This is a genomic window from Mucilaginibacter pankratovii (assembly GCF_014773265.1).
Lineage (GTDB): Bacteria > Bacteroidota > Bacteroidia > Sphingobacteriales > Sphingobacteriaceae > Mucilaginibacter > Mucilaginibacter pankratovii.
The window spans coordinates 287,715-314,576 of sequence record NZ_JACWMY010000008.1 but is presented as its reverse complement, the minus strand read 5'-3'; the positions used below and the strand labels follow the sequence as shown (position 1 = coordinate 314,576).

Annotated in this window: 30 protein-coding genes; 15 read left to right on the top strand and 15 right to left on the bottom strand. The window is 46.4% G+C overall.

Annotated features, from left to right (window positions below; translation table 11 throughout):
* Nucleotides 1-139 precede the first annotated feature (139 nt).
* A complete protein-coding gene (locus tag IDJ77_RS17060) occupies nucleotides 140-298 on the bottom strand; it encodes a hypothetical protein (RefSeq protein ID WP_191190177.1) in 159 nt (52 codons plus the stop codon).
* A 169-nt stretch (nucleotides 299-467) separates the two neighbouring features.
* On the opposite strand from IDJ77_RS17060, the gene IDJ77_RS17055 reads away from it, so the two are divergent.
* From IDJ77_RS17055 to IDJ77_RS17035, 5 genes are all read left to right on the top strand, one after another.
* Nucleotides 468-962 carry an SRPBCC domain-containing protein gene (locus tag IDJ77_RS17055; protein ID WP_191190176.1) on the top strand — a complete coding sequence of 165 codons (495 nt, stop codon included), beginning with the start codon at nucleotides 468-470 and terminating at the stop codon, nucleotides 960-962.
* 160 nt (nucleotides 963-1,122) lie between these two features.
* On the top strand, nucleotides 1,123-1,797 hold the full coding sequence (locus tag IDJ77_RS17050) for a DUF6134 family protein (protein WP_191190175.1): 675 nt from the start codon (nucleotides 1,123-1,125) through the stop codon (nucleotides 1,795-1,797).
* 222 nt (nucleotides 1,798-2,019) lie between these two features.
* Entirely contained in the window at nucleotides 2,020-2,592 is a 573-nt protein-coding gene (locus tag IDJ77_RS17045) for an RNA polymerase sigma-70 factor (protein ID WP_191190174.1), read from the top strand.
* A 3-nt stretch (nucleotides 2,593-2,595) separates the two neighbouring features.
* The gene (locus IDJ77_RS17040; RefSeq protein ID WP_191190173.1) at nucleotides 2,596-3,582 is read left to right on the top strand and encodes a FecR domain-containing protein; all 987 of its coding nucleotides are present in this window, start codon (nucleotides 2,596-2,598) and stop codon (nucleotides 3,580-3,582) included.
* A 20-nt stretch (nucleotides 3,583-3,602) separates the two neighbouring features.
* Nucleotides 3,603-5,339 carry a peptidase associated/transthyretin-like domain-containing protein gene (locus tag IDJ77_RS17035; protein WP_191190172.1) on the top strand — a complete coding sequence of 579 codons (1,737 nt, stop codon included), beginning with the start codon at nucleotides 3,603-3,605 and terminating at the stop codon, nucleotides 5,337-5,339.
* Here IDJ77_RS17035 and IDJ77_RS17030 read toward each other — a convergent pair.
* From IDJ77_RS17030 to IDJ77_RS17010, 5 genes are read right to left on the bottom strand one after another with little or no spacing between them, the layout of a single operon-like run.
* Nucleotides 5,336-6,370 (bottom strand): asparaginase, encoded by a 1,035-nt coding sequence (locus tag IDJ77_RS17030; protein ID WP_191190171.1) that lies wholly within the window; start codon nucleotides 6,368-6,370, stop codon nucleotides 5,336-5,338. The two genes, IDJ77_RS17035 and IDJ77_RS17030, sit on opposite strands and share 4 nt — an antisense overlap.
* Nucleotides 6,371-6,398: 28 nt before the next feature.
* A complete protein-coding gene (locus IDJ77_RS17025) occupies nucleotides 6,399-7,166 on the bottom strand; it encodes a TatD family hydrolase (RefSeq protein ID WP_191190170.1) in 768 nt (255 codons plus the stop codon).
* 47 nt (nucleotides 7,167-7,213) lie between these two features.
* On the bottom strand, nucleotides 7,214-8,185 hold the full coding sequence (locus IDJ77_RS17020; RefSeq protein ID WP_191190169.1) for an FKBP-type peptidyl-prolyl cis-trans isomerase: 972 nt from the start codon (nucleotides 8,183-8,185) through the stop codon (nucleotides 7,214-7,216).
* 48 nt (nucleotides 8,186-8,233) lie between these two features.
* Entirely contained in the window at nucleotides 8,234-9,208 is a 975-nt protein-coding gene (locus IDJ77_RS17015; RefSeq protein ID WP_191190168.1) for an FKBP-type peptidyl-prolyl cis-trans isomerase, read from the bottom strand.
* Between the two features lie 8 nt (nucleotides 9,209-9,216).
* Nucleotides 9,217-10,227 carry a DHH family phosphoesterase gene (locus tag IDJ77_RS17010; protein ID WP_191190167.1) on the bottom strand — a complete coding sequence of 337 codons (1,011 nt, stop codon included), beginning with the start codon at nucleotides 10,225-10,227 and terminating at the stop codon, nucleotides 9,217-9,219.
* A gap of 143 nt (nucleotides 10,228-10,370) precedes the next feature.
* Here IDJ77_RS17010 and IDJ77_RS17005 point away from each other — a divergent pair, with 143 nt between their 5' ends.
* Both IDJ77_RS17005 and IDJ77_RS17000 read left to right on the top strand, forming a co-directional pair.
* Complete coding sequence (locus IDJ77_RS17005; protein ID WP_191190166.1) at nucleotides 10,371-10,790, top strand: nucleoside-diphosphate kinase; 420 nt, start codon at nucleotides 10,371-10,373, stop codon at nucleotides 10,788-10,790.
* Between the two features lie 133 nt (nucleotides 10,791-10,923).
* Complete coding sequence (locus tag IDJ77_RS17000; protein WP_191190165.1) at nucleotides 10,924-11,121, top strand: hypothetical protein; 198 nt, start codon at nucleotides 10,924-10,926, stop codon at nucleotides 11,119-11,121.
* On the opposite strand, the gene IDJ77_RS16995 is transcribed toward IDJ77_RS17000, so the two are convergent.
* Both IDJ77_RS16995 and recF read right to left on the bottom strand, forming a co-directional pair.
* On the bottom strand, nucleotides 11,122-11,412 hold the full coding sequence (locus IDJ77_RS16995; protein WP_191190164.1) for a DUF721 domain-containing protein: 291 nt from the start codon (nucleotides 11,410-11,412) through the stop codon (nucleotides 11,122-11,124).
* Complete coding sequence (gene recF, locus IDJ77_RS16990) at nucleotides 11,405-12,505, bottom strand: DNA replication/repair protein RecF (RefSeq protein ID WP_191190163.1); 1,101 nt, start codon at nucleotides 12,503-12,505, stop codon at nucleotides 11,405-11,407. Before recF ends, IDJ77_RS16995 begins: the two co-directional genes overlap by 8 nt.
* Before the next feature lie 623 nt (nucleotides 12,506-13,128).
* Between recF and IDJ77_RS16985 the strand changes: the two genes are divergently transcribed.
* The 7 genes from IDJ77_RS16985 to IDJ77_RS16955 all read left to right on the top strand — a co-directional run bounded on the left by IDJ77_RS16985 (nucleotide 13,129) and on the right by IDJ77_RS16955 (nucleotide 17,920).
* A complete protein-coding gene (locus IDJ77_RS16985; protein WP_191190162.1) occupies nucleotides 13,129-13,338 on the top strand; it encodes a hypothetical protein in 210 nt (69 codons plus the stop codon).
* A gap of 126 nt (nucleotides 13,339-13,464) precedes the next feature.
* The gene (locus tag IDJ77_RS16980) at nucleotides 13,465-14,139 is read left to right on the top strand and encodes a tetratricopeptide repeat protein (protein ID WP_191190161.1); all 675 of its coding nucleotides are present in this window, start codon (nucleotides 13,465-13,467) and stop codon (nucleotides 14,137-14,139) included.
* A 132-nt stretch (nucleotides 14,140-14,271) separates the two neighbouring features.
* Nucleotides 14,272-14,769, top strand: a complete 498-nt coding sequence (gene ribH / locus IDJ77_RS16975) for a 6,7-dimethyl-8-ribityllumazine synthase (protein WP_191190160.1) — start codon at nucleotides 14,272-14,274, stop codon at nucleotides 14,767-14,769.
* Between the two features lie 239 nt (nucleotides 14,770-15,008).
* Complete coding sequence (gene ytxJ, locus IDJ77_RS16970) at nucleotides 15,009-15,338, top strand: bacillithiol system redox-active protein YtxJ (protein WP_191190159.1); 330 nt, start codon at nucleotides 15,009-15,011, stop codon at nucleotides 15,336-15,338.
* A 265-nt stretch (nucleotides 15,339-15,603) separates the two neighbouring features.
* Entirely contained in the window at nucleotides 15,604-16,482 is an 879-nt protein-coding gene (gene lipA, locus IDJ77_RS16965) for a lipoyl synthase (protein ID WP_191190158.1), read from the top strand.
* 26 nt (nucleotides 16,483-16,508) lie between these two features.
* Nucleotides 16,509-17,060, top strand: a complete 552-nt coding sequence (locus tag IDJ77_RS16960) for an RNA polymerase sigma factor (protein ID WP_191190157.1) — start codon at nucleotides 16,509-16,511, stop codon at nucleotides 17,058-17,060.
* A 2-nt stretch (nucleotides 17,061-17,062) separates the two neighbouring features.
* A complete protein-coding gene (locus IDJ77_RS16955) occupies nucleotides 17,063-17,920 on the top strand; it encodes an anti-sigma factor (protein ID WP_317174353.1) in 858 nt (285 codons plus the stop codon).
* 237 nt (nucleotides 17,921-18,157) lie between these two features.
* On the opposite strand, the gene IDJ77_RS16950 is transcribed toward IDJ77_RS16955, so the two are convergent.
* The 6 genes from IDJ77_RS16950 to IDJ77_RS16925 form a co-directional block, all read right to left on the bottom strand.
* Complete coding sequence (locus IDJ77_RS16950; protein ID WP_191190155.1) at nucleotides 18,158-19,657, bottom strand: NAD(P)H-hydrate dehydratase; 1,500 nt, start codon at nucleotides 19,655-19,657, stop codon at nucleotides 18,158-18,160.
* A gap of 48 nt (nucleotides 19,658-19,705) precedes the next feature.
* Nucleotides 19,706-19,960: a Txe/YoeB family addiction module toxin gene (locus IDJ77_RS16945; protein WP_191190154.1), complete on the bottom strand. Its 255-nt coding sequence runs from the start codon at nucleotides 19,958-19,960 to the stop codon at nucleotides 19,706-19,708.
* Nucleotides 19,957-20,211, bottom strand: coding sequence for a type II toxin-antitoxin system Phd/YefM family antitoxin (locus IDJ77_RS16940; RefSeq protein ID WP_191190153.1), 255 nt, complete (start codon nucleotides 20,209-20,211; stop codon nucleotides 19,957-19,959). Before IDJ77_RS16940 ends, IDJ77_RS16945 begins: the two co-directional genes overlap by 4 nt.
* 86 nt (nucleotides 20,212-20,297) lie before the next feature.
* Nucleotides 20,298-20,969: a phosphodiester glycosidase family protein gene (locus IDJ77_RS16935; RefSeq protein WP_191190152.1), complete on the bottom strand. Its 672-nt coding sequence runs from the start codon at nucleotides 20,967-20,969 to the stop codon at nucleotides 20,298-20,300.
* A gap of 25 nt (nucleotides 20,970-20,994) precedes the next feature.
* Nucleotides 20,995-23,841, bottom strand: a complete 2,847-nt coding sequence (uvrA, locus tag IDJ77_RS16930) for an excinuclease ABC subunit UvrA (RefSeq protein WP_191190151.1) — start codon at nucleotides 23,839-23,841, stop codon at nucleotides 20,995-20,997.
* Between the two features lie 95 nt (nucleotides 23,842-23,936).
* The gene (locus IDJ77_RS16925; RefSeq protein ID WP_191190150.1) at nucleotides 23,937-24,092 is read right to left on the bottom strand and encodes a hypothetical protein; all 156 of its coding nucleotides are present in this window, start codon (nucleotides 24,090-24,092) and stop codon (nucleotides 23,937-23,939) included.
* A gap of 262 nt (nucleotides 24,093-24,354) precedes the next feature.
* Here IDJ77_RS16925 and IDJ77_RS16920 point away from each other — a divergent pair, with 262 nt between their 5' ends.
* Nucleotides 24,355-25,503, top strand: a complete 1,149-nt coding sequence (locus IDJ77_RS16920) for an AAA family ATPase (protein ID WP_191190149.1) — start codon at nucleotides 24,355-24,357, stop codon at nucleotides 25,501-25,503.
* 163 nt (nucleotides 25,504-25,666) lie between these two features.
* On the opposite strand, the gene IDJ77_RS16915 is transcribed toward IDJ77_RS16920, so the two are convergent.
* Nucleotides 25,667-26,641, bottom strand: a complete 975-nt coding sequence (locus IDJ77_RS16915) for an EamA family transporter (RefSeq protein ID WP_224751134.1) — start codon at nucleotides 26,639-26,641, stop codon at nucleotides 25,667-25,669.
* Nucleotides 26,642-26,862: the final 221 nt, after the last annotated feature.

Sequence of the window (26,862 nt, the reverse complement as noted above, 5' to 3'; positions counted from 1 at the left end):
GGCCTTAAATTATCAAACACCACAAACAGTTCATCAACAAAAAATGCTTGCCAGTTTTACCTGACAAGCATTATATTTAGTTCATTAAAATCTGTCAACCTATTTCAGGACGACTCAAACATATTGCAGCTTACCCACTTTACCGCAGGTAGAGAGGGTCGGGCAGCGAAGCGAACCCGGGGTGAGTCAACTCCGGGGGGCGGAAAGAACTGTATCCTGCGATAGGGATGGACGCGGATACCGGCCCCGCGCCTAATGCCTTGTGCGCGTATGAGCAGACAGCCCGGGCTGAAAGCATCGCTATTATTTTAGTTAACAGTTGGCAGTTAAACTCATCCAATCATTCTCCCCCAAATATAAAATAAAACTTGCGAAACCGATTGGTTGCGTGTATATTTGCAACCGAAGGGTTGCTTAATGTAAATGGTAATCTGTCTGAATGTGCCATCAAACCATAAAAAACAATAATGATGATCAACAATGAAATGATCTTTACGAAAGATCTGCCGAACAAAAAAATTAACGTGGTAAGGGATTTTGCAGCGCCATTGGCTGATGTATGGGCCGCATGGACCGAGCCGGAGTTGCTGGACCAATGGTGGGCGCCACGCCCATACCGCGCCGAAACCAAAATTATGGATTTTAGGGAAGGCGGCATGTGGATCTATGCGATGATAGGTCCGCAGGGCGATTCCACCTTATGTAAGGAGCTTTTTAAAACGATCGCCGTGCAGGACAGGATCACCAATGCCGTTAGCTTTTGCGATGAAGAGTATAAAGATAATCCTGATTTCCCGGTGATGTACTGGAACAAGGGTTTTGAAGCCAAAGGCGATGCCACCACCGTTAACATCGAAATAACTTTTGACTCGGAGGCCGACCTGCAAACCATCATCAGCATGGGCTTTGAAGAAGGCTTTAAAATGGGAATGGGTAATTTGGATGAGCTGTTAGCGAAATAGCATCACATATAGATAATAGTATATTTTGAACCGCCGGCCTATTTTACAGGTCGGCGGTTTTATTTTTAAAAAATCCATAAATCGAAGAAATCCCGGTTCAGGCAATAGGGGTAATGCCTTTCATCATTGTACTACGTGTATAAAACAAAAAATACACACCATGATCATAGCATTACTTACATGGCTTTTTAAGAAATACGCCATGCCGGCCATAAGCCGCTACAAAGGAAACAGGACTTTAAAAACCATCAGGAATACCGCAGCATTGGTAATTTTGCTGGCGACTCATACTTCGGTATTTGCACAGGAGCAAACCACAAAGTACAACGTGCTGCATAGCGGCAAGGTTGTTGGTCGCCTGGATCTGTACCAGAAACGCGATGGCGAGAACCTTTATTTGAGAATGATATCTGAAGTGAAGATGCGTTTCATTTTCAGCATCAGGGTGAATTGCAATGAGGAGTCTTCCTTTCAAAATGGCAGACTGATAAGTTCGCACGTGCTGCGGAATGTGAACGGCAAGCAAAAGGCCAACCGCCAAACTACTGCCTTGGGTGATAGCTACCAAACCGTGGCCGAGGGTAAAGGCGGCACGGTGAATCAAAAGGATATCAGCACCAACCTGATGCTGCTTTACACGCACGAGCCGGCAGATAACGCGCAGGTTTATTCTGATAATTTTCAGCAATTTTTAAAGGTGAAGCAAACCGGCAATCACATTTACCGCATCGACCTGCCGGATGGTAACTATAATTACTATTCTTACACTAACGGGGTTTGTAGTAAGGTGGATATACACCATTCGTTGTATACTATACAGATAGAGTTGGCGTAGGGGTTACTTGACTCACCCCGAATGCGCTTCGCTGTTCGACCCTCTCTACCTGCGGTAAAGAGGGTAAAGAAAATGATTAATAAAACTCCCCTCTTTGCGAAGCAGAGAGGGGCAGGGGGTGAGTCAACTTGCCGATAAGCAGATAAATGCCAGCTTTCCGTACCACTTTAGTTTTTCCACGCCAAACCCCCTATATTTAGCGCATATAATAAGCCGCTAAGGGTGGAATACAGCGACAGCACGGTTATAGCTTTACTGAAGGAGGGCAGCGAGAAGGTATTTGAAACGGTATTTAAAGGCCATTTTAAAAGCCTGCACGCCTATGCCTATACTTTTTTAAAGGATGATGAGCTGGCCGAGGAAGTGGTTCAAAATGTTTTTTGCCGTATTTGGGAAAAGCGCGAACAGCTGAAAACGGACGGCTCTTTAAAAGCCTACCTGTACCGTGCGGTGCATAACGAGAGCTTGAACTACTTAAAGCACCAGAAAGTAAAGGCAAACTTTGAGGTTTATTATACGGGGCAAATGGAGCAACAGGAGGGCCAGTCGGCAGATAAGGTGATGACCACCGAGTTGGAAAGGCACATCAGGCAGGCGATTAACGAATTGCCGCAGCAATGCCGTACCATTTTTCAGTTGAGCAGGTTTGAGCAATTGAAGTACCAGCAAATTGCCGACCAGATGGGCCTATCGGTAAAAACCATTGAGAACCAGATGGGAAAAGCCCTGAAGCTGATGCGCCTGAAGCTGGCCGAATTTTTAACGCTGCTATTATTGATATGGATAAACCGCTAACAGATGAGTAAGAGCAACGGACATATGAGCGATGATCTGCTGGTGAAATACCTGGTTGGCGAAGCTACGCCTGCAGAAACTGCGGAGGTGGACGCATGGCTGGCTGCTGATGAGGCAAATGTGTTGCACTTTAATCAGCTAAAGCGGATCTGGGATGAGAGCCTGCAGCTGGCTAATACCAGCATTGTTGATGAAGATGCCGCTTACAACCGGCTGCAAAACCGTATTAAAAGTATGCCGGAAGGGGGAGAGGCAAAGGTTGTAGATCTTCAGCCTAAAAAAACAAACTGGCTGGCTATTGCAGCGGCTATAGTGGTGATTTGTACAACAGGATATTTTGCGCTGAATTATTTTACCGGCCCTGCTGCTACGGTAACTGTGGCAAGTAATGATAAGGTATTGATAGATACCCTGGCCGATGGCTCTGTTGTTACCATGAATAAGCTGTCTCAACTCTCGTACCCCGAAAAATTTAAGGGAGATACACGTGCGGTTACTTTACAGGGCGAGGCGTTCTTTAACGTAACGCCTGATAAAACAAAACCATTTATAATTACGGTGAACGATGTAACCATTAGGGTGGTTGGTACGTCTTTCAATATAAAGAGCAGGAATGGTAAAACCGAAGTGATCGTGGCTACCGGAATTGTGAATGTTTCCAAAGATCGAAATAACATCAACCTAAACCCTGGCGAGAAAACGGAGATTGATAACAGCAAGGGCGAACTCTCCAAGCAAAGTGTAAAAGGGAAGCTGTACAGTTACTATGTAAACAAAGAGCTGGTGTGCGACCAAACCCCGCTGGGCGAATTGGTGCCGGCGCTGAATGTTATTTACGGGGCAAATATTGTAATAGGGAATAAGGCCTTAGAAAAAATGCCCATCACCACGGTGTTTAAAAACCAATCGCTGGAGCAGGTGCTGATGGTTATAGAGGAAACATTTAAGATCTCGGCAGAGCGAAAGAACGGACAGATCATCCTGAAATAGTATATTTCTTAATCCTATCCATGCATCAATTAAAGCGTTCGCTGTTTGTTGTTACTGCCTGTGTTTTGCTATCCGCGATAAGTCAGCGGCTTTGTGGACAATCGCTGCTGAGCCGCAATATTTCTATCCACATCAAAGACAGGCCGCTTGGCGTAATGCTGAAAACGATGGAGGAGCGGGGTAAGTTCTACTTTTCATACAACAGCAACCTGCTGAAAGCCGACAGCCTGGTGAGCCTGGATGCCGATAACTGGACGATAAAGGAAGTGCTGGACCGCTTGCTGATGCGCCGCTTTGAGTACAAGGAAGCGGCGGATTTTATCATCCTGCGCTATGCGCCATTACAACTGAATTTACTGAGCGATAAAACTGCCACCGAGGGCGATGAATTTGTGATAAACGGGTTTATTGTGGACGAGGCCAGCGGCAAAAAACTCCCCAATGCCAGCGTATACGAACGTAACCTGCTGCAAAGCACCCTTACCGATGCCAACGGTTTCTTTGAACTAAAGCTAAAGAATACCGGCATGCAAGTACAGCTCACTATCAGCAAGGAATTTTATAAAGATACCACCATCACCTTTCTGCGCGACGTGAACATTACCCGGGTTACGGGTAAAAGCGTTTTGTATTATGCTTTAAATGATGACCCGGAGGGGATAGAAACCACTTCGCTGGGCAAGCTCTTTCTTTCTACCCGGCAAAAGATCCAGGCGGCAAATCTTAAAGGGTTAATTGCCAATGCGCCTTTCCAGGCTTCGGCCATACCCAATGTAAGCACCCATGGGGAAATGAACGGGCAGATCGTAAACACCGTGTCGCTTAATGCAGTGGGTGGCTATAACGCGGGTGTTAATGGTGCAGAGATAGGCATTATATTTAACCTGGATAAGGGCAATGTACGCAGCTTTCAGTTTGCGGGGGCGTTTAATGTTGTGGGCGGCAATGTAGGCGGGGTGCAGATAGCCGGGCTTTATAACAATGTATTGGGCAGTGTTGGCGGGGTGCAAACATCCATTTTGCATAATAGCGTAAAACATAATTTGCGTGGCGTACAGCTAAGTTTGTATAACCACGTACGCGGCGAAGTATCGGGACTACAATTTGCTCCCGTTGGCAACATTGCCAATAAAAATGTAAGCGGCATACAGTTAGCTGCATTGGGAAATGTGGCCGGCAGCAAGTTTGAGGGGATCCAGTTAGGCGGGCTGTTTAATTATGCAAAGCATTTGCGGGGCCTGCAGGTAGGGTTAATTAATATCGCTGATACCTCCCGTGGTTTTAGCGTAGGGCTCATCAACATCGTGCGGAACGGGTATCATAAAGTCACCCTGGGCGCCAACGAAACGCTGAATGCCAATCTTGCTATCAAATCGGGCAGCGAGAATTTTTATACTATTTACACCGGCGGGGTAAGGTTGAAGGAGAACGCACGGATCTACGGTATGGGAATGGGCTTTGGTACGGTGCTTGGCCTGAACAAATGGCTCAGCTTTAACCCCGAGCTAAGCAGCCGCTACCTGTACCAGGGCACCTGGCATTATACCAATCTGCTTAACCGGCTGGATGCCAATATCAATATGAAACTTACTAAAGGGCTGGCGATTATTGGCGGGCCATCGGTAAATCTTTACTATACCGGCCAGTACAATGCGATAAAAGGCTATGCCTTACTGCAGGATCTGCACCCAAAGTTTGACCCTAATAAGCGGGCAAACTGGTTTTACGGCTGGAATGTGGGGTTGAATTTCTTTTAGTTTTTTACCACTTCCGATTCCGTCAACTCGCCCCTCAGATCCTTTTCCAAACAGCGTTTTACTTCCAGCGGGTCGTCTATTTCGCCGAGGAGGTACATCATTTTGGTAACGGCGGCCTCAAAGGTCATATCAAAACCGCTGGCTACGCCCATATCTTTCAGCTCTTTGCTGGTTTCGTAGCGGCCCAGCTCTACGGTACCTACTTTACATTGAGAGATATCCAGGATAACTTTTCCGGCGTTGATAGCGTTTTTCAGCAAGTCGGTAAACCATTGATCTGTAGTGGTGTTGCCCGCACCAAAAGTTTCCATTACAATACCGCGTACATCGGCACCTAAAATAGTTTCCACCACTTTGGGGCTAATACCGGGGTACAGTTTCAATACCGCTACATCGCTGATGAGGTTGTTGTGCACCTTTAAAGGTCCTTCGCCGGGCTGGCGGATATCGTTCGCACTAAAGCGCAGGTGCACGCCCGATTCGGCCAGGATAGGGTAGTTGGGTGAGCGGAATGCCTCGAACTTGGAGGAATTATATTTAAACGCGCGGTTACCACGAAATAGTTTATAATCAAAGTAGATACAAACTTCGGGCACGCGGCTTTTATCGTTCTTTTTGGCTTTCGCAATTTCGATGGCCGTCATCAGGTTTTCCTTGGCATCCGTACGTACGGCGCTGATGGGTAACTGTGAGCCGGTGAAAATTACCGGTTTATCCAAATTTTGCAGCATAAAGCTCAATGCCGATGCGGTATAGGCCATTGTATCCGAGCCATGCAGGATTACAAAGCCATCTACTTCATCATAATTAGCTTCAATCAAACCGGCCAGTTCGCTCCACACTGCTGGGTTCATGTTTGAGGAATCGATGATCTGCTCGAAGGAATGAACCTTAATTTTACAGTTAAGCTTCTCCAATTCGGGCACATTATCCATTATCTGCTCGAAGTTGATGGGTACAAGTGTTTTAGTAACCGGATCGGTCATCATACCAATGGTGCCGCCGGTATAGATGATCAGTATTTGGCTCATTGCTCAGGTTTGTGCTTTTAATAAATAATTATACCCCAAAGATTCTTTTAGAATTTTCGGTGGTGGTGTTTGCCACTTCTTCTACAGTAATTTGATGCAGTTCCGCAACCTTTTGGGCTATGTATGTTAAATAAGAGCTTTCGTTAGGTTTACCACGGTACGGAACAGGGGTAAGATACGGAGAATCAGTTTCTAAAACGATATGCTTCAGATCAATTTCTGGTAAGATTTTATCCAGGCCCGCGTTTTTGTAGGTTACCACGCCTCCTATCCCCAAATAAAAACCGAGAGCAATCACTTTTTCGGCCTGCTCCAGCGTGCCGCTAAAGCAGTGGAATATACCGCGAAGGTGCTCGTCCTGCTCCTGCAATAATACTTGGTAAACCTCGTCAAAGGCATCGCGACAGTGGATCACGATGGGTAATTTTAACTGTTTTGCCCACTTTATTTGCAGCTTAAAAGCATGCGTTTGTTCTGCCAGTAAAGTTTTGTCCCAATACAGGTCTATCCCTATTTCGCCAATGGCGTATATGGGGTGCTTATGTAATTCGGGCTGCATTAGTGCAAGCTGGTGTTCCCAATCTTCTTTTACCGAGCAAGGGTGCAAGCCAAGCATAGCAAAGCAATTATCAGGGTAGGCTTCCAGTAAACCCGAGATGAGAGGCATCGATGCTACATCAACATTTGGCAAAAACAGCCGGGTAACCTCGTTATCAAAGCAGCGCTGCATAAGGGCCTGCCGTTTTGTATCGATGGTTTCGTAATACAAATGGGTATGCGTATCTGTTAATACCATGCTGCAAAAATAAAAAAGCCTCCGTTGCGGGAGGCTTTTTATGTTTATTAATTTTTCTTTTTTACGATAGGTCGCTTTTTAAGCGGAGTTTTTCCTTTGGTAGCAGCTTTCGGTTTTGCAACAGGATGTTTGCCGGGGATGACATTCACCATCTCCACATCAAACACAAGGGTGCTGTAAGGCTTTATAATGCCGCTTCCCTGCTCGCCATAGCCAATGGCCGATGGTATGATGAAGGTAGCTTTTGCGCCTTTGTTAAGCAGCTGCAGGCCCTCTACCCAGCCGGCAATTAAAGGTTGTACACCAAGCACAAATGTAAGCGGCTGATATGGGCGGCCCTGCTGGTAGGTACCGGCGGCTTTAGCTACCGACTCTATACTGGTATCAAATACCTCTTCGGTGGTTAAACGGCCTGCATAATTCACAGCTAACGAGTCGCCTTTTTGTGCTTTAGGGCCAACACCGGCTTTAGTGATCACATAACGTAAGCCCGATGGCGTAGCTTTTGTAACCAGGCCGTGTTTTTTAATGTAGGCATCGCCCTGGCTGCCTTCGGCTGCCTTTAGTTTAGCAATGCCCGCATTACGCTCGGCAATAGCATCAGCTAACGATTGGATCTGTACCACTTTTATGGTGCACAAAATATTACCGCCTTTTGCTAAAAAGGCCGGGCGCTGCGCATCGTTACCTTTAAAAATGGTATCTACGGGTATTTTTACAAAGGCACTGTCGCCGGCTGCCAGTAAAGGCAAAATATCCATCAGATCGCCGGGGTTGCGCGATGGCTGCGCCTGTACTTTAACAGGCTGCCCCATTTTGTAGCTGCTAAACAGTATCGAATCCTTATCAGTACGCTGGGTAACATGGAAAGTAACCACGTCGCTTGCTTTAACTTTTTCGCCCATGTTTGGGGTAATTATCTGGTACTGCACGCCGCTTGGCAGGGTTTTGAAACCTTGCGCGCCTGCGGTTACTGTTATACCGGTAAGCAGCAATAGTGTATAAATAGCTTTTTTCATAATAAAAAAGCCTTCCGTTTTAAACGGAAGGCCAAATGGGTTTAAAAATTATCGCATTGCAGGCGGCTGTGGCGCTGCAGGTTTTGGAGCGTTTGGATCCGGGTGAATAATATCAACAACTTCTACTGTAAATACGGTAATAGCAAAAGCGGGGATCATTGGCGGTGCGCCTTGTTCGCCCCAGCCAAGGTCAGACGGGATCACAAAAGTTGCTTTTGCCCCTTTGTTTAACAGCAGCAAACCTTCGTCCCATCCTCTAATTACACGGCCTTCACCTACCGGGAGGTGCATTGGCGCGAAAGGGCGGCGAGGGTCTGCAGGTTGCTTGGTATCCTTGGCAATCTGGGCAGCGTTCTCTTTCAGGCTGCTATCAAACATTTTACCGTTTAGTAGTGTGCCGGTATAGTTTACAACAGCGGTATCGCCTTTAGCAATATTTGCGCCGGTGCCCGGTGTGGTTATAGCATAGGTAAGGCCCGATGGTGTAACCGCGGTTTTTAGCTTCTTGTCATCAGCATACTTTTTGATCTTTGCAGGCTCAGCTTTTTTTATCACTTCTGACTGTGCTTTCACAAACTCAGATATACGGCCCTGGAAAACAACTTCGCTAAGGTTACCGCGCGGTATCACTTTCTCTACCTTAACATTGTAAACAATGTATTTGCCTTTGATGCCCGGAGGTTTTGGCTGGCCTTTTTTAAATACCGAATCGACATTCATTTTAAAGGTTGCGCTATCGCCTTCGCTAAGCAGCAGGAAACCGGTAGTGATATCACCTTTTTTCTGCTCTTTTGGCATTGGAGCCAATACAGGGCGGCCTGTTTCGTAAGTGCTGTATACAACCGAATCACCTTCGGTTTTTAATACAAGATTCAGGCTCATAAAATCGCCTGTTTTAATGGTTGGGCCCGATTTATCGGTGTGTATATCATATAACAAACCACCCTCGGCCTGTTTAAATCCACCTTTACAGCTTGCTAACCCTATGGTTGCAAGCGCGATAAGCATTACATTTTTCCTCATTTTAGTTTTTACTGTATTAATAGTTTTTTATAGTCTGGTAATATTGATTTAAATTTTTGTACTACGGCTGCAAAGCTATCATTTGATTGCCCGCCTGCCGCATTGCGGTGCCCGCCGCCATTAAAATATTTTTTACAGATCTCGTTGGCCGGGAACTCGTCCTTACTGCGTAAAGATAGCTTTACCATATCGTTACGCTCTACTATAAACGCACCCAACTTTATGCTGGCTATAGACAAGGCGTAATTTACAATGCCCTCGGTATCGCCGGTATTTACGTCAAACAGGGCAAGATCAGCTTTACTAACGGAAATTATAGCGGTATTGTATTCGGGCAGTATCTCCAGGCAATTGGCCAGGCAATGCCCTAACAAGCGCAGGCGGTTTTCTGATGCGCTGTTGTATATCAATTCGTGTATGCGCCAGTTTACCGCGCCGCAGTCTATCAGTTCGGCAACTATGCGGTGCACATCTGATGTGGTGTTTGGTAAGCGGAAGGAGGCAGAATCGGTAAGAATGCCGGTATAAAGGCAGGTGGCCACATCTTTATCTATCAGATCTTTGCGGCCAAGCTCGTTTGCAATAAATGTGTACACCAGCTGCGCGGTAGCACAAGCCTTGATATCCCAGTAGCGGTAATCATCAAAATCCTGCGGCTCCAGGTGATGATCTATCATTACTTTATAAGCACTGCTCGCGCCTACCAGTTCGCCCATTTGGTTAATACGGCTCAGGCTGTTAAAATCGAGGCAGAAGATAATGTCGGCATCGGCTATCAGTACGGCTGCTTCTTCGGTATGTTCGGTGTAGATCATCACCTCTTCGTTACCAGGCATCCAGGCCAAAAAGTCGGGGTAATCTGTTGGTGCTATTACCTTTGCATGGTGCCCAAGTTGCACCAGATAGTTCCACAAACCTAAGGACGAACCCATGGCATCACCATCGGGTTTGTGATGGGTAGTAATAACTATTTTTTGGGGCTGAGCTAAAAGTTCTGTAAGCGAGGCTAAATCCAACATCAATTTTAAAAAGAAGCTGCAAAGCTAAATAAATTAATTAAATACAAACAGCTTATTTAACAGTAAAAGCTTTATGTTTCAGTTGTAAAACGCTATTTTTGCGCCAATTTTAATAATCTAATTAAAGAGATTAACTCCAAAAAATGAAAACCAACAGAACATTTACAATGATAAAGCCTGATGCGGTTGCTAATGGCCACATTGGCGCTATTTTAGACCATATCACCAAAGCGGGTTTTAAGATAGTTGCTTTAAAATACACAGCATTAAGCGCGCAAAAAGCAGGCGAGTTTTACGCGGTACACAGCGAGCGCGGCTTTTACGCCGACCTGGTGAACTTTATGTCGTCAGGCCCCATTGTAGCGGCTATTTTAGAAAAGGATAACGCTATTGCTGATTTCCGTACTTTAATTGGTGCTACCGACCCTACCAAGGCTGATGCAGGCACCATCCGTAACCTGTTTGCCAAATCTATCGAAGCAAACGCAGTACATGGGTCTGACTCTGACGAAAACGCCGACATTGAAGGCAGTTTCTTCTTCTCGGCTTTCGAAAGGTTCTAACAAATAATTTATTTTAACCGGCTGTAATACTGTTTATTATAGCCGGTTAATTTTTTATTTGGCCTTGCTTTGTACAATATTTGTTGTTAACTTTACGTTGTTACACCAATTACGTACCAATTAGCACACCTTCATGAAATCATTGTTTAAATACGTCGTTTATTCGGTAATAATCGTGACTATTCTTTTGGTGTCTCTGGATATTTTCAGGTACCACCCCGAAGCGCAATTCGCGTTTATTTTTCCGGGGATCTTCCTTTTAGCATTCTCGCATATTATGGATGATGCCCTGCGCGGCATTTCTTCACGTATCCGCTTAGGCAGAAAGTAATTACAAAAAGATAATTTCTTCTACCAATACCGTTTTAGCTTCATCATTTATTTTGGCAATAATTTGGCTGCGCATCATTACCAGCTCGTTTTTTATTACCGAAGATTCAATCCGTAAAAATAGTTTTTTATCCCTGATGAATAACTCCTTGGTGCGGTTAGCTACCGATTTGCCCACCAGGTCGGGCCAGGCGGTTACAACATGGGTTTCGTCGTACTTGCGTTTTATTTTATAAACATTAAGCATCTGCTCAATAGCTTCCTTAAGCGATTTGTCGTTTGTTTTACGCATCGATGTTTCCCTCCGCTACTTTAAATAATTTTACATCCACATTTATTGCCTCAAATATATTTTGCACGCGGCTAATGCTGGTATCGGTGATCAGCACCTGCCCAAAATCGTTGTTGCTCACCATTTGCATCAGTTTGGTTACGCGGCCCTCATCCAGCTTATCAAATATATCATCAAGCAGCAGCAAGGGTTTAAAGCCCTTTTTTTGGGTAAGGAAGGTGTATTGGGCCAGTTTAAGCGCTATCAAAAAAGATTTTTGCTGCCCTTGCGAACCAAACTTTTTCATGGGCATACCGTGGATGTTGAACTGCAGATCGTCTTTATGGATCCCGCTGGTGGTGCGTTCCAATATCCGGTCGCGCTCGATGTTCTTCTTCAGCAGGGTTGCCAGGTTATCGTTCAATAATTGCGATTCGTACACCAGTTCCACCTGTTCGGCACCTGCGCTGATGAAACTGTAATGCTGGTTAAAAACAGGGGTGAAACTTTCCATAAACGCCCGGCGCTTTGCAAATATGCGCGTGCCCGATGCGGTGAGCTGTTCATCCAGCACAGCCAGCAGGTCGGGGTCGTACCGGCCGGTATCGGCTATCAGCTTCAGCATGGCGTTGCGGTTGGCCAAAAACTTATTGTAGGCTATCAGCTCGTCCAGGTATTGGTTATCTGTTTGCGATATTACATTATCAATGAATTTGCGGCGCTCCTCGCTGCCTTCAATAATAATGCTGATATCATATGGCGATATCATTACCAGGGGAAGCAGCCCAATATGATCGGCCAGGCGCTGGTAATCCTTTTTATTGCGTTTGAATTGTTTTTTCTGATTGCGTTTTACGCCGCAGGCCACTACTTCCTTATTGCCATTTTTTTCGAACACGCCATTGATCATAAAAAAATCGGCGCCTTGTTTTATTTGCTGACTATCTATAGGGTTAAAATAGCTTTTACACAGGCTGAGGTAGTGCACCGCATCAAGCAGGTTGGTTTTGCCCGCGCCGTTATTCCCCACAAAAGCATTAACGCCGGTGCTGAGGGTAAGCTCGGCTTCGGTATAATTTTTAAAATTTAAAAAGGAAAGTTGCTGCAGGTACATGGGATGGCAAAATTACGCAATTGGTTCATTAGTTTGGTGGTTCATTTGTTCATTGGTGGATAGTTTGTCAGATTCCGGAGAAAAAATGCGTTAGCGATAAAAGTGGAAAGCCCGTAAACGCAGCGCAGCGAAGTGCGGACTTGTAACGGATAGCGCGGGCCGAAGGCAACGCCATAATATTAATGAAGATTGCTTAAGTTTATAACATGCTAAACTTTATCAAAAGGACGGTCCCGTTTTTGGCTGTTTTTGTTTTGTCTGGTTATATTATCAACTTCGTTATAGCCGCTACAGATTGCTCGTGCTCCGCATTAGATGTTTACTGGGGTATGGGGTTTTTTGAAATCATCTTCTCAATTGTAGTGGGCATGGTTATATTGTTAGTTGGCCTTGGATTTTACTTCCTTATACGAAAACGGATTAAACATAAGCTTCGGTTCAAATATATTTATTGGTCGGTACTCCCTTTTTTAATTTTATCCAAGCCCATTTACGATAAAATCCATAATTGGAAATATCGAAGCGTGGAATTGGCTATCTGCCAAAAAAGCAGCAGTGATGGCGGTAGGAAAGCAAAAAGCGCCAATCTTGATTTAACAGAGTACAGGTATTTTAAAGAGCACATGAAAGTATTTGTACCGGATTTACCCCGGGAAGCAAAAAATATCGACATCAGTTTTTATGGCGATGATTTCCTTGGGGATTTTAGCCTCGAAATAGGCTTTACCTGCTCTATAAAAGAAAAAATAACCGAAGACGAAAAATGGGCCGTTAAGAGCGTTGATAATGCGCGCGCAACCCAGCGCGTGTATTATAGCAACCATATGGAATAACCCACGGCCACGAAGTTATTTAACCCCTCTCATAATCAACCAAATCAACTACTTAACTAACCTAAAATAATTATTTGTTAAAAGTTTTGAAAACCGTAGTTTTGCAAACTTAATTTTTAAATACAAATGTCAGCAACCGAGTTGAAAACAAAAGCTACGCCAGCGAATACCGAAACAGTGAAGAGTGGCAGCTTTGTTCAGGAGAATCAAAAAAGCTTATTATTTATAGCAGGCGCTATCGTGTTAATGGTAGGGATATACATAGCTTATACTAAATTTTACCTGGGCGACAGAGAAGTGAAAGCCGCCAACCAAATACATGTAGCACAGGATTACTGGGCTAAAAAGGATTGGGATAAAGCCATTAACGGTGCTGATAGCTACCCTGGTTTAGAAAAAATTGTTGCAGACTACAGTAACACCAAAACCGCAAACCTGGCGTATTTTTACTTAGGTGTTGCTTATTTAAACAAAGGCCAGTACGGTAAAGCTATTGAGAACTTTAACAACTACCGCGGTGATGACATGATGGTTGCAGCCGAAGCTTACGGCAGCACCGGTGATGCTTACGTGGAATTGAAAGATTACGACAAAGCGGAAACCTACTTCAAAAAAGCGATTGATAAAGCTAACAACCAATTCCTTTCTCCGGTTTACCTGAAAAAATTAGGTTTGGTTTACGAGGCAAAAAAAGATAACAAATCTGCAGCTGATACTTACAAAAAGATAAAAACAGATTACCCTACAAGCACCGAAGCCCAAAGCATTGATGCTTATATAGCACGCGCAGAAGCGAAATAGTAATCAGGCTAAAAGAGTTAGAAGGGTTAAAAAGGTTGTAAGGGTTGAAAAACGTTACTTCTTTTTTAACCCTTTCTTTTTTCTAAGCTTTTTCCAACCTTTACAACTCTTGTAACTTTTACAACTAAAACCATGTCTTCAGCATTAAAAAACCTTTCAGATTTTTCTACCGCTACCGAGATCCCATCGGCAGAAGCTTTTACCTTTGGTATTGTAGTTGCCGAGTGGAACGCGGAGATCACTAACGCGCTTTACCAGGGCGCCTATAACAGCCTGATAAAATACGGAGCTAAAGAAGAGAACATCCACAGCTACCCGGTGCCCGGCAGCTTTGAATTAACCAGCGGTGCCGAGCTGCTTTTGCAAACCGGTAAGTTTGATGCCGTAATAACGCTGGGCTGCGTAATACAGGGCGAAACCCGCCATTTTGATTTTATTTGTAATGCAGTTGCAAATGGGGTAAGTAATGTTGCCATAAAATATTCGAAACCTGTTATATTTGGAGTGCTTACTACCGATAACCAGCAGCAGGCTATTGACAGGGCAGGAGGAAAACACGGTAATAAAGGTGACGAAGCTGCCGTAACTGCCATAAAAATGGCTAAATTGGCTGAAACTTTAAGGGGCTAAAAGCGTATAAATTAGAGTTATTATAAATCCATAGAATGAAAAAGATAGTTTACATAGTTGTTGTGGCCCTTGCAGTTGGCGTAACGGTATCGTCGTGCTCAAATAAACTTTGCCCTGCATACGGTTCGTATCCAAACAGGCGCTAATATCAATTGTCATTTTTAGTGCTTTCTGCAAAACCTAAAGCAGTTTTACATTGTATTAACTATTAAAACAGTTTATACAGTTACTTTTGCACTATGGAATGGATATCGTTGGATACGACAGCTCAGATAGATAATATTAAACAGCAACAAGGTTACAGCCTGATTTTTAAGCACAGCACCCGCTGCAGCATCAGCATGATGGCAAAAAGGCGCTTCGAGCTGGATTGGGAAGAATTGCCTGGTGATATGCCCCTCTACTTTTTAGATCTCATTAAACACCGCGATATTTCCGCAAAAATTGCCCAGGATTTCCAGGTACACCACGAATCGCCGCAAATGCTTTTAATAAAGGATGGCGAGTGCATATTAGATCAATCGCATGGCGCCATATCGGTTGATGAAGCCATCTCCGTATTAAATTAAGATAAAGACTTTTTGATAAAGAATAAAGGACACGAGCCTCAGGGAAATCGCTTTTAGATTTTTAACAGGCTTATTTAGTAGTGATTTGTTTAAAATCACGCGTGTTCGGGCTTGTTCGGGCAGTTCGCGCCCCATGTCGAACGCGAACAAGCTTAAAAAGTAATTGAAATTATCCTTTTATCATTGCTCCTTCATCTTTTATCGTCGTTTATCTTTCGTCTTTCCGTCCTTCGTCTGTTATAACATTTTTAACTAATTTTGCCCTATGATTGATTTGCCTGTAGTGCCCGCTAATCAGCCGCAACGCAAGCCCGATTGGCTTAGAGTTAGGCTCCCGGTAGGGAAAGAATACGCTCATGTACGCGGTTTGGTGGATACCCACAAGCTGCACACCATTTGCGAAAGCGGCAATTGCCCAAACATGGGCGAGTGCTGGGGTGCCGGCACGGCAACATTTATGATATTGGGTAACATTTGTACCCGCAGCTGTTCGTTTTGCGCGGTAGCAACCGGCCGCCCGTTGGCTGTTGATACCGACGAGCCAAACCGTGTAGCCAACTCGGTAAAGCTAATGCAGGTAAAACACTGCGTAATTACTTCGGTAGACCGCGATGACCTGAAAGACGGCGGCTCTATCATCTGGGCAGAAACCATCAACGCCATCCGCCGCGAAAGCCCGGAGACCACCCTGGAAACTTTACTGCCCGATTTCCGTGGCAATTGGGATAACCTGGCCCGCGTGCTGGAAACCCGCCCCGAAGTAGTATCGCATAACCTGGAAACCGTTCGCCGCTTAACAAAAGAGGTACGTATCCAGGCCAAATACGATAGGAGTTTGGAAGCACTGCGCCATGTAGCGGCAGCGGGCTTGCGCACCAAATCGGGCATTATGCTTGGCCTTGGCGAAAAGGAAGAAGATGTGCTGGAAGCGATGGACGACCTGCTGGAAGCCGGCGTACATATTTTAACGCTGGGCCAGTACCTGCAGCCAACCCGTAACCACCACCCGGTTATCGATTGGATCCACCCCGATCAATTTGCCAGCTACAAAGAGTGGGGACTGAAAAGAGGATTTAGGTATGTAGAGAGCGGCCCGCTGGTTCGTTCGTCATATCACGCTGAAAAGCATTTGTTTGAAATGTAACTAATCCTGTCTATCTTTCACCCCAGTTGAGCAAAAAAAGAAAAATATCACTATCCGAGGAAGAACTTGTATCAGCCCTCCGTAACCGCGAGAAGATCGCGGTAGAAGCGCTGTACGATATGTATTCCGCATCACTGTTTGGTGTGATATCCCGCATCATTGCCGATATCCCGGTGGCCGAAGATGTTTTGCAAGAAACTTTCGTGAAAATTTGGAATTCTTTTTCGGGGTACAGCGCCGAGAAAGGGCGTTTATTTACATGGATGGTGAATATTGCCCGCAATTTGGCTATTGATAAGATACGGTCTAAAGATTTTAAAAATCAAGCCAAAAACCATGAGCTTGAAAATAACGTAACTTTCATAGACGAACAAAGAAATACGGTTTACAAGCCTGAGTTGCTTGGGATCAGGGATTTAGTATCTACCTTAAAACCCGAACAAAAGTCTATTCTCGACCTCGTGTATTTTAAAGGTTACACCCATGTGGAAGCTGCTGAAGAACTTGGCGTACCCTTGGGCACTATTAAAACACGGTTACGGATGGCTATTCTGCAACTCAGAAAACATTTTAATTGAAAGTGGAAAACATCAACGAGTATATAGAATCAGGGATATTGGAACTTTACGTTCTGGGCCAGTTGAGCCCGGAAGAAAAGTTGCAAGTGGAGGAGATGGCCGCTAAACACACTGCCGTGAAGGCAGAGATCAAAGATATTGAACGATCGATGGAGTTGTTTGCCGAGGAACACGCCGTAGAGCCCTCGGAATATTTGAGGAGCAAGATATTAGGCAGCCTGGTTACCAATTTAGGCGACGACAGGATATTTACCAAAGCACACACCCGTACCGAAGAGATTTTTGAAGACGATGAACGAGAAGCAGATAATATAGTAACAATGCCCCCAAGGCAAATCACCTTTTTTAAATACGCATTTGCGGCCTGCCTTACTTTATTGGTTATAAGCGTATATGGCCTGGTTACCATGTATAACAAATTGCAGGATACCAATACCCAGCTTACTGCCATGCAGCTGGATAAGCAAAAGATTGCCAACGAGGCAAGTTTTAAAGATAAAGAACTGGATATATACCGCGATACGGTTTACCGTGTACTGAGGCTGAAAGGGACCGCGAAAGCGCCTACCGCAGCCATGACGCTGGCCTGGAACACGATTAACAAGAAAATTATACTGGATATGAAGAGCATGAAGCTGCCCGGTCATGATAAGCAGCACCAGTATCAGCTTTGGGCACTGGTAGGCGGCAAACCAGTAGACCTGGGTGTGTTTGATGCTGGTAATAGTATTGATACATCGGGTATGAAAGAGATGAAAGCCATAGCCGTCGCCGATGCGTTTGCGGTAACCATAGAGCCAATGGGCGGAAGCGTTAACCCAACCATTACCGAAATGGTGGTGTCAGGCGCATCAAAATAGCGGATACCTCGTCCTAAAAACCACAAAATCCCGGTTGGTACCACCAGCCGGGATTTTTGCAATTGTTAAATTTTGTTAAAACCTTAAATTAATTGCGCTGTTAAGTAACTAATATGATTTTCGCACGTCATATAGATACAAAAAAGAAGTATTTAGTTCTTTATAAGATCAGTTAATAGTTAATAAGAAAAAAGGGATGTTTGATACTTACATCCCTTTTTTTGTGCCTTTAATTTTTTACGCCTTTAATTTAGCCATGGTAACCGGCAATTGCTGTATGATCTTCCCTGGGAGGGTAACGTACATGCGGTTTGGCAGGGCCAGCTCATCTCCTGCTTTGCCATGAATATAAACTCCTAATATACAAGCATCCTGCGGCGAATATTTTTGTGCCAATAAAGAAGCGATAACGCCCGTAAGTACATCGCCCATACCTCCCGTAGCCATGGCAGCATTGCTTGTACTGTTAAAATAAAGTTTCCCTTCTGGTGTCGCGGTTATGGTATAATCATTTTTGAGGATGATATTGATATTCAGTTCCGCAGCCTTTTCTTTAGCCCTTTGCAGGCGCTGCCACCAGCTGGTATGCGCCCCAAAAAGCCTGTCGAACTCTTTCATGTGCGGGGTAAGCGCGCTGCCAGCCGGAAGTTTCTTAAGCAAAGCTTTGTTTTCTGACAGCAGGTTTAACGCATCCGCATCAACCACAATTGGTTTTTTATGATTTTTGAGGATAGCTTTGAGCAGTTTCAAACCTTCGGCATCTTTGCCTAATCCCGGGCCTATGGCTATAGTATCGAATTTATCCCATTCGATATCGGGTATTTTTCCTTCTTTTCGGATGATGGCCATTAATTCGGGCATGTAGGTGTTCAGGGCGCTTAGGCCGCTTTGCGGGATACAGGCTGTGGTAAGGCCGGCACCTGCATGGGCACATGCCGCGGCAGAAAGCAAAGCGGCGCCCATGGTTTCGTCTTTACCAGCCACAATAAGCGCGTGCCCATAAATACCCTTATTGCTGAAACGGTGGCGTTGTTTGATGAGCTTACGTATATCACTTTCTTCCACATATAAATAAGGCGTATCTGCCGAATTGATGAACTCTTCGCTTAAGCCAATTTTTACTACCTCGCAGCAATCGATATACGGCCCAGATTCTGGCAACAGGAAATTTATTTTTGGTTGCTGAAAGGTAATGGTGAGATCCGATCTCAGGATGGTAGCATCTTTCGGAATTTCGCCATCGGTAAAAAATCCTGTGGGCACATCAACCGCGACAACCGTTTTATCCAGGCTGTTTAAATAGGTTACCAGCTTTTTGTAATCGCCGGCTAAAGGCTTGTTTAAGCCGTTGCCCAGCATAGCATCTATCAGGATATCGCATTTTTCATCTGGGAATGTATCTCCGGATTTTAGCTCTACCCGCTTTATTTTGCCAAGGCGTTTAAGATTGGCATTGAAATCATCGCTTGCGTTATCGCTAAAGCGGGTTATTTTAATGTTGATGAAGTTGTAGCCATGGTCGTCCAGCAAGCGGGCGATTGCCAGTCCGTCGCCTCCATTATTGCCCTTGCCACAGTATACCGAAATGCTTTTTCGTTTATCCGGGAAGTGGTTGATGAACCAGCCTACAAAAGCTTTAGATGCCCGTTCCATCAAATGGATAGAAGAAATAGGCTCATGAGCGATGGTGTAAGCATCCGCTTCGCGAATTTGGGAGGCAATTAATAAAGGCAGCATACAATGCTAAAGGTAGGATTTTGGAGAATTGTTTTGGGGAGGGAGAGATTAATAATGATACCTGCATTGTAATATTACAATGGCATCATAATCTATTTTATACACTATACGGTGTTCTAAATTTATTCGTCGAGACCACCAACCGGCGAGGTTATGTCTTAATGGTTCGGGTTTACCATTTCCTTCAAATGGCGTACGGTCAATTTCTTTTACCAACGAGTTAATCTTTTTTAACATCGCCTTATCTGTATTTTGCCAGTATAAGTAGTCCTCCCATGCCTGGTCAAGGAATACTACTTTCATTCTTCTATAAGGTTTCTTTCTTTAGCCAAACCTTTTTCGTAATCCTCTATCCCCTGTAATAAACGGAGCGCATTTTTTGGATTTTTTAAAAGATAGAAAGTTTCCTCCATGCTCTCATAATCGGATTTTGAAAGCACAACAACATCCTCGCCGTTGGCGCTGGTAACGAAAAGCGGGGTGTGATTATTTCTTACCTTATCAAGGTATGATTTAAGCTGCTGCCTAAATGATGTAAAAGTAGTTACCTGCATGGTTTTTAATTTTAATAAAGATAGAAACTATTTAATATATGTACAAGTTTGTGTACATGTGCTAAATAAAATTCTCTACCAAATACCTATTTCCCCGTCACCCCAACCATCACCCCAAAAAACCCATCCAACTGCACCCAATTCTTCTCCGGCAGGTAAGCCCGGGATACAAAACCATCCAGATACAGCGCGTTTTTGCACCCCAGCTTTTTAAAATAATCGGCGAAATCGTAAAAGTTGATGGCTTGTTTGGATAGCACGAATATCACGCCGCCATCGGATAAAATACCTACGCCGTTGCGGATGTTCTTATTTGCTGAGCCTTCCTTAAAAGCTGAATGGATCTGCCCATTGATAACCAGCATGGGCCCCGACTGAGTGGCATATTTTACTTGGCCGTTGTCCTTAAAAATGGGTGTGGTGCAGATGGCTGCTGTGTTATCCGTACTGAGGTAGAATACACCGTTTGGTTTGAGGTAGAAATTGCCGCTTGCCATGGTAGTATCTAAGGGCGATAGAGTTATTTTATCTTGGATGTATAAGCCCTGCAGTGAGCCACCCGGATTATACATCCCGCCATTCATGGCAAAGAGAAGTTTTTTATTGCCTTTTTCGAGCGCTGTCCTCAGGTTTTGGATGCTGCCGAAGTTTTGATTATGGGCATCCAGGAAGGTGTCATCATCCTTGATGAAAGCAAAAGCGATCACTGCTGTAAATAGTAGTATAATTGTGGATAGAAAAATTCTGCTTCGTTTCATTCTATCCACAATATACTGCTATTCTTTATTTTATCCTCATCTCCTTTTTTAAAAACTGCCCGGTAAAGCTTTCTTTCACCTTACATAAACCTTCGGGCGTACCGCTGAACAGGATCTTACCACCGCCCGAGCCGCCTTCCGGGCCGAGATCTATCACGTGGTCCACTACCTTTATTACATCCAGGTTATGCTCTATCACCAGTACGGTATTGCCTTTATCAACCAGTTGATTGATAACACCCAATAACACGTTGATATCCTCAAAGTGTAAGCCTGTTGTTGGCTCGTCCAGTATGTAGAAGGTGTTGCCTGTATCTTTTTTAGAAAGCTCGGTAGCCAGTTTTACACGTTGCGCTTCACCGCCCGATAGGGTGGTAGACGATTGCCCAAGCGTGATATACCCCAAACCCACATCAAACAGTGTTTTCACCTTGCGGTAGATGGCCGGGATATGCTCGAAGAACGGCGTAGCATCCTCAATACTCATGTCCAGCACATCGCTGATGGATTTACCGCGGTACCGCACTTCCAACGTCTCGCGGTTGTAACGGCGACCGCCGCACTCTTCGCAGGGCACCTGTACATCGGGCAGGAAGTTCATTTCTATCACCTTCTGGCCCGCACCCTGGCAGGTTTCGCAGCGCCCACCCTTTACGTTGAACGAGAAACGCCCCGGTTTATACCCGCGGATCCGCGACTCCGGCAGGGCCACAAACAAATTACGTATGTCCGAGAATACCCCGGTATAAGTTGCCGGGTTGCTCCTTGGCGTGCGGCCTATTGGCGTTTGGTCTATCTCAATTACTTTATCGATATTCTCCAGTCCCTCGATTTTATCGTAAGGGAGTGGTGTTTTCTTGGCCCGGAAGAAGTGGTGATTCAGTATTGGGTACAGTGTTTCTGTTATCAAACTGGATTTACCACTGCCCGATACGCCGGTTACCCCAATGAGTTTACCTAACGGGAAATCAACACTTACTTTCTTCAAATTATGCCCCGTAGCTTTCTTAAGACTCAATGTTTTACCATTGCCTTCGCGGCGGTGTTTGGGGATAGCTATCTCGCGTTCGCCGTTAATGTATGATGTGGTGAGCGTGTGGCAGGCCATCAACTCGGCAGGGGTGCCTTGCGCAACTATCTCCCCGCCGTGTACGCCGGCTGCCGGGCCCATGTCTATTACGTGGTCGGCCTCCAGTATCATATCCTTATCGTGCTCTACCACCAGTACAGTGTTACCCAGATCGCGGAGGTTTTTAAGCGCGTTTATCAAGCGTTCGTTATCGCGCTGGTGCAGGCCGATGCTTGGCTCATCCAAAATGTACATTACGTTCATCAGCTGCGAACCTATCTGCGTCGCCAGCCTGATACGCTGCGCCTCGCCGCCTGATAGCGTTTTGGCTGTACGATCCAGCGTTAAGTAGCTCAACCCCACATCCAGCAAAAAGCCGATGCGGGCGCGGATCTCTTTCAATATCTCTCTGGCTATCACGTTCTGGCGCTCGCTCAGGCGGTCTTCCAGGCCTTCATACCATTGGTTCAGGGTGGTGATATCCATGGTAGCCAGCTCGAAGATGTTCTTCTCGTCCACCTTAAAATGCAGCGACTCCTTCTTTAGCCTTGCACCCTCACAGGTAGGGCAGGTGCGGAGCACGCGGTAGTTCTCCATATCGTCCATGCCTTCGTCGTTGCGGCGCTCCTGCTGCTCTTCCAGCATGCGGATGATGCCATCGAAAGTGATCTGGTAGTTTTGTACGTTCCACTTGTTGTATTCTACGGCAACGCTTATCATATCCGGCGTACCGTTCAGGATGATGTCCAGCTGTTCGCGGGTAAGCTTTTCAATTGGTGTACTCAGGTTGAACTCGTATTTCTTGGCCAGCGATTTCAGTACCTGGAAGATCCATGTTTCCCGGTACTCGCCTATGGGGGCGAGCCCGCCGTTCATAATACTCAGTTTTGGGTTAGGGATCACAGAAGCTTCATCTACCTCGAAGATGTATCCCAGTCCGTTACACTTTTCGCAGGCGCCGTATGGCGAGTTGAACGAGAAGGTATTAGGCTGCGGCTCATCGTAGGAAATGCCCGACACCGGGTCCATCAAAAACTTGCTGAAATACGCCACATTATTATCCTTATCCGCTATGCGGATAATACCCTTGGCAATCTTCAGCGCCTGCTGTACAGATTGGTATAGCCTTTTGCTATCCGCTTCGCTCACCACCAGGCGGTCCACCACAATGTCGATATCGTGGATCTTATACCTGTCTACCTGCATTTTGGGCTCCACATCGGCAATGGCGCCATCTATGTAAACTTTAAGGAAACCCTGCTTGCGGATCTGCTCGAACAGTTCCCGGTAATGGCCTTTACGGGCTTTTACCACCGGGGCCAGGATATTAACCGGCTGACCGTCAAATTTTTCCATAATGGTACGCAGGATCTGGTCCTCGCTCATGCGCTCCATTTTTTCGCCGGTGGTGTAGCTGTAGGCATCGCCGGCGCGGGCGAAGAGCAGGCGCATAAAATCGTAGATCTCGGTGATGGTACCTACCGTACTGCGCGGGTTTTTGCTGGTGGTTTTCTGCTCAATGGCAATCACCGGACTAAGCCCGCTAACCTTATCCACATCAGGCCGTTCCATGCCGCCCATGAACTGGCGCGAGTACGCCGAAAACGTCTCCATGTAGCGGCGCTGACCCTCCGCATAGATGGTATCAAACGCTAGTGACGACTTGCCGCTGCCGCTTAAACCAGTGATTACCACCAGTTTATTCCGCGGGAACGATACATCGATATTTTTGAGGTTATGCACCCGGGCACCGTACACTTCCACTTCGCTTTGCTCGCCCAGGTCGATAGTTTTTTCGCTCATATATGCTTCAGGAAAACGTATAAAGCTGCCACGGGTTTGCGCGGGCGGCATTTATACTAAAAATTTTCGCAAATATACTTAAAACATGCGGAGTTTCATACGGTTAGCAACGATGCGAATGGTGGTTTTATGTAAAATTTAATGCCGGCAACATGGCTTTGTTCGCGTTCGGGTAAGGGCGCGAACAGCCCGAACAAGCCCGAACAGATGGTTTGTAGTTCATGGTTCATAGCTGATAGTTCATAGTTCATGGTTCATAGTTTTAAGCCAGTTCGGTAACTGACAAAACACTGTCACCAGCATCATGCCCGGCATCACCGATATTTGTAGGTATAGTACCGCTCGTACCAATGCTGTTTACTTAAGCTGTTTAGTAGCCTCACCTAAATCCTCTCCAAAGGAGAGGACTTTTAGCCTCTCTCCTGTGGAGAGGGGTTGGGGTGAGGCTGTGCCGTGAGCCAACGCTTAAGTAAACGATAGTACCGCTCGTACTCCAATCTCCGCCCCGCTATTATGACTCCTATCTTTAACATCCAAACCGGTAGCTACTGGCTGCAGCAGGAATTGGGCAAACCGCGCCCGCACCAGCTGTTTGGCCAGTTTTGGCACCAGCACGAACTCTGCATCCTGTTTGCCGATACCAATATTGGCAAAAGCATCCTGGCCGTGCAACTGGGCGACAGCCTGAGCAAGGCCGAACCCATTGGTCCCTTTGCTACAACGCCGCAAGCGCTTACCGTGCTTTACGTAGATCTGGAACTCAGCGCCGGGCAATTTGCCATGCGCTACACCAGCGCGGACGGCGAAACCTACCCCTTTGCCCACAATTTCCATCGTGCCGAATTTGATACCGCGGTACACCTGCCTGATGAAGGCCAACCGCTGGAGCAGCTGGCCGCCGCCGCGCTGGAGCAGGCCGTTACCGCCACCGGGGCACAGGTGCTCATCATCGATAACATCACCAGCCTGGGCAACAATACCGAAAACGCCGCCGGAGCCCTGCCGCTGATGCGCCACCTCAACAGGCTAAAAAACCGCCATGCCCTCAGCATACTGGTGCTGGCCCACACCCCCAAGCGCAACCCCTACAACCCCATAAGCCGTAACGACCTGCAGGGCAGCAAAATGATCATCAACTTTGCCGATAGCGCCTTCGCCATAGGCGAAAGCCACACGCAGCCCGGCCACCGATACCTTAAACAGATAAAACAACGCAGCGGGCAGGAGGCCTACGGCGCACAAAACGTTTGCCTGCTCAAAAAGCAGCGCACAGGTGCCTCCCTGTATTTTGATTTTGAAGGTTATGCCAACGAGGCCGAACACCTGCGCCGGCCCAGCCTGCAGCAGCGCGAGGAAATGGCCCGCCGTGCGGCAGAGCTGAGCAAAGAAGGCAAAACACAGCGCCAGATAGCTACCGAATTGCGCGTTGCCCTAAGTACCGCAAATAAACTGCTGCATATGGGCGGCGCCGACCCCGCCGCCAACGAACCCATACCGCCCGAAAAAGAACTCACCATGCGCGCGCAGGACGCCTTCCCTGGTATAACGCCCGATGCAGCCGCCAAAATGCGCGCGCAGGGCGGTGTAGTGCGCCGTGATGCCACCTGCACCCGGCCCGACGGAAGCCGCTACACCGAGCCGAGGTATTATAGGATAATTTAGGGGGGGAAACGCCCACGTCATGCCGAATTTATTTCGGCATCCCATCTGCAAAGTAGCGATAGGGCGGTTCAGCATATCGGTTACCTGTCCTGTGGGGGCCTGAAACAAGTTCAGGATGACGGTTGGGCAGCGGCGGGAATAAAAACGAAGCGCAAATAAACCCCTATTCCACAACCACTTCAGAAACCTGCACGGGCTTCCGTTTCACAACATAATGCGCATTAAACACCACCACCGCTATAAAAATAATGGAGTAGGCGGTAAGCTGGAGCAGGCTGATATGCTCGTGATACACCACATTGGCCAGCGCGAAGGCGATGATAGGGTTAATGTTCAGCAGCATGCCTACGGTGGAGGAGTTGAGGCCCTTGAGGGCGTAGAGGTTTAAAAACAGCGGGATAATGGTAAAGGCCACCGCTATCACCTCTATATACCCCCAAAAGTGGGTCTCGGCAGGCAGAGGGCCGCTGTATGCCGGGTAAAAGGGCAGCAGCAATATGGCCGACAAAACGATATGGAACGTGAGCAATATAAACTTATCAAACCCGGTGTTTTTACGCTGACTCACCAAATAGCAGGCATACGTAAGCCCGATGACCACGCCGTAAACCATATCCATAATATTGGCGTACGACAGCAACACGCAGCCCAGAATGCTGAGTGCCACCGCCGCCCATTGCGACCTGCTGAGCCGCTCGCGAAGCAGGAAATAGGCCAGCAGCGTGGTTAAAATGGGGCAAACCAAATACGCCAGCGACGTTGCCTTGATGCTTACATGGTTGAGCACATAAATAAACGAGAACCAGTTGATGTTTAAAAACACGCTTCCCCCCACGTTCAGCAGCACTACGCTGCGTTTTTGCGGGGCGGGCAGGGCCTTAAATTTGGCCAGGGTTTCGGCCAGTGCCCGGCGCTTAAAGGTAGCCGTGATCAGCAGCATGAACAAGGCGCAGCTAAAAATGCGGTAAAACAAAATATCAACCGAGGCATAGGCGCTCAGCGGCTTTAGCACCAGGCTAAAAAAGCCCCAGGTAGCGTATGCCACTATAGCGGCCAGGTAATATTTCGCGTTCTTCACAGGCGGTAACGTATTGTTTTGCGCGCAAATATCTGCAAAAACAGGGCGCATAAAAGCCATACTAATGTTAAAATTAGACGGAGCGGCGGTTGAGGGATTTTGAAAAGCAGGGGCGGGGGTGCTTGGGTTAGGTTCTGTCCCGCCCTGCCTGCCGGCAGGCAGGTATACACTACAAGCCGCTGGTAGAAGCGGGCTTTCCGCTGCTATCGGGTTTAGGTGGGAGGGGCTTGGGGGGGTATTATTTAGGTCGAAGTAGCGCTGCGCTAAACTTCGACCAGTGA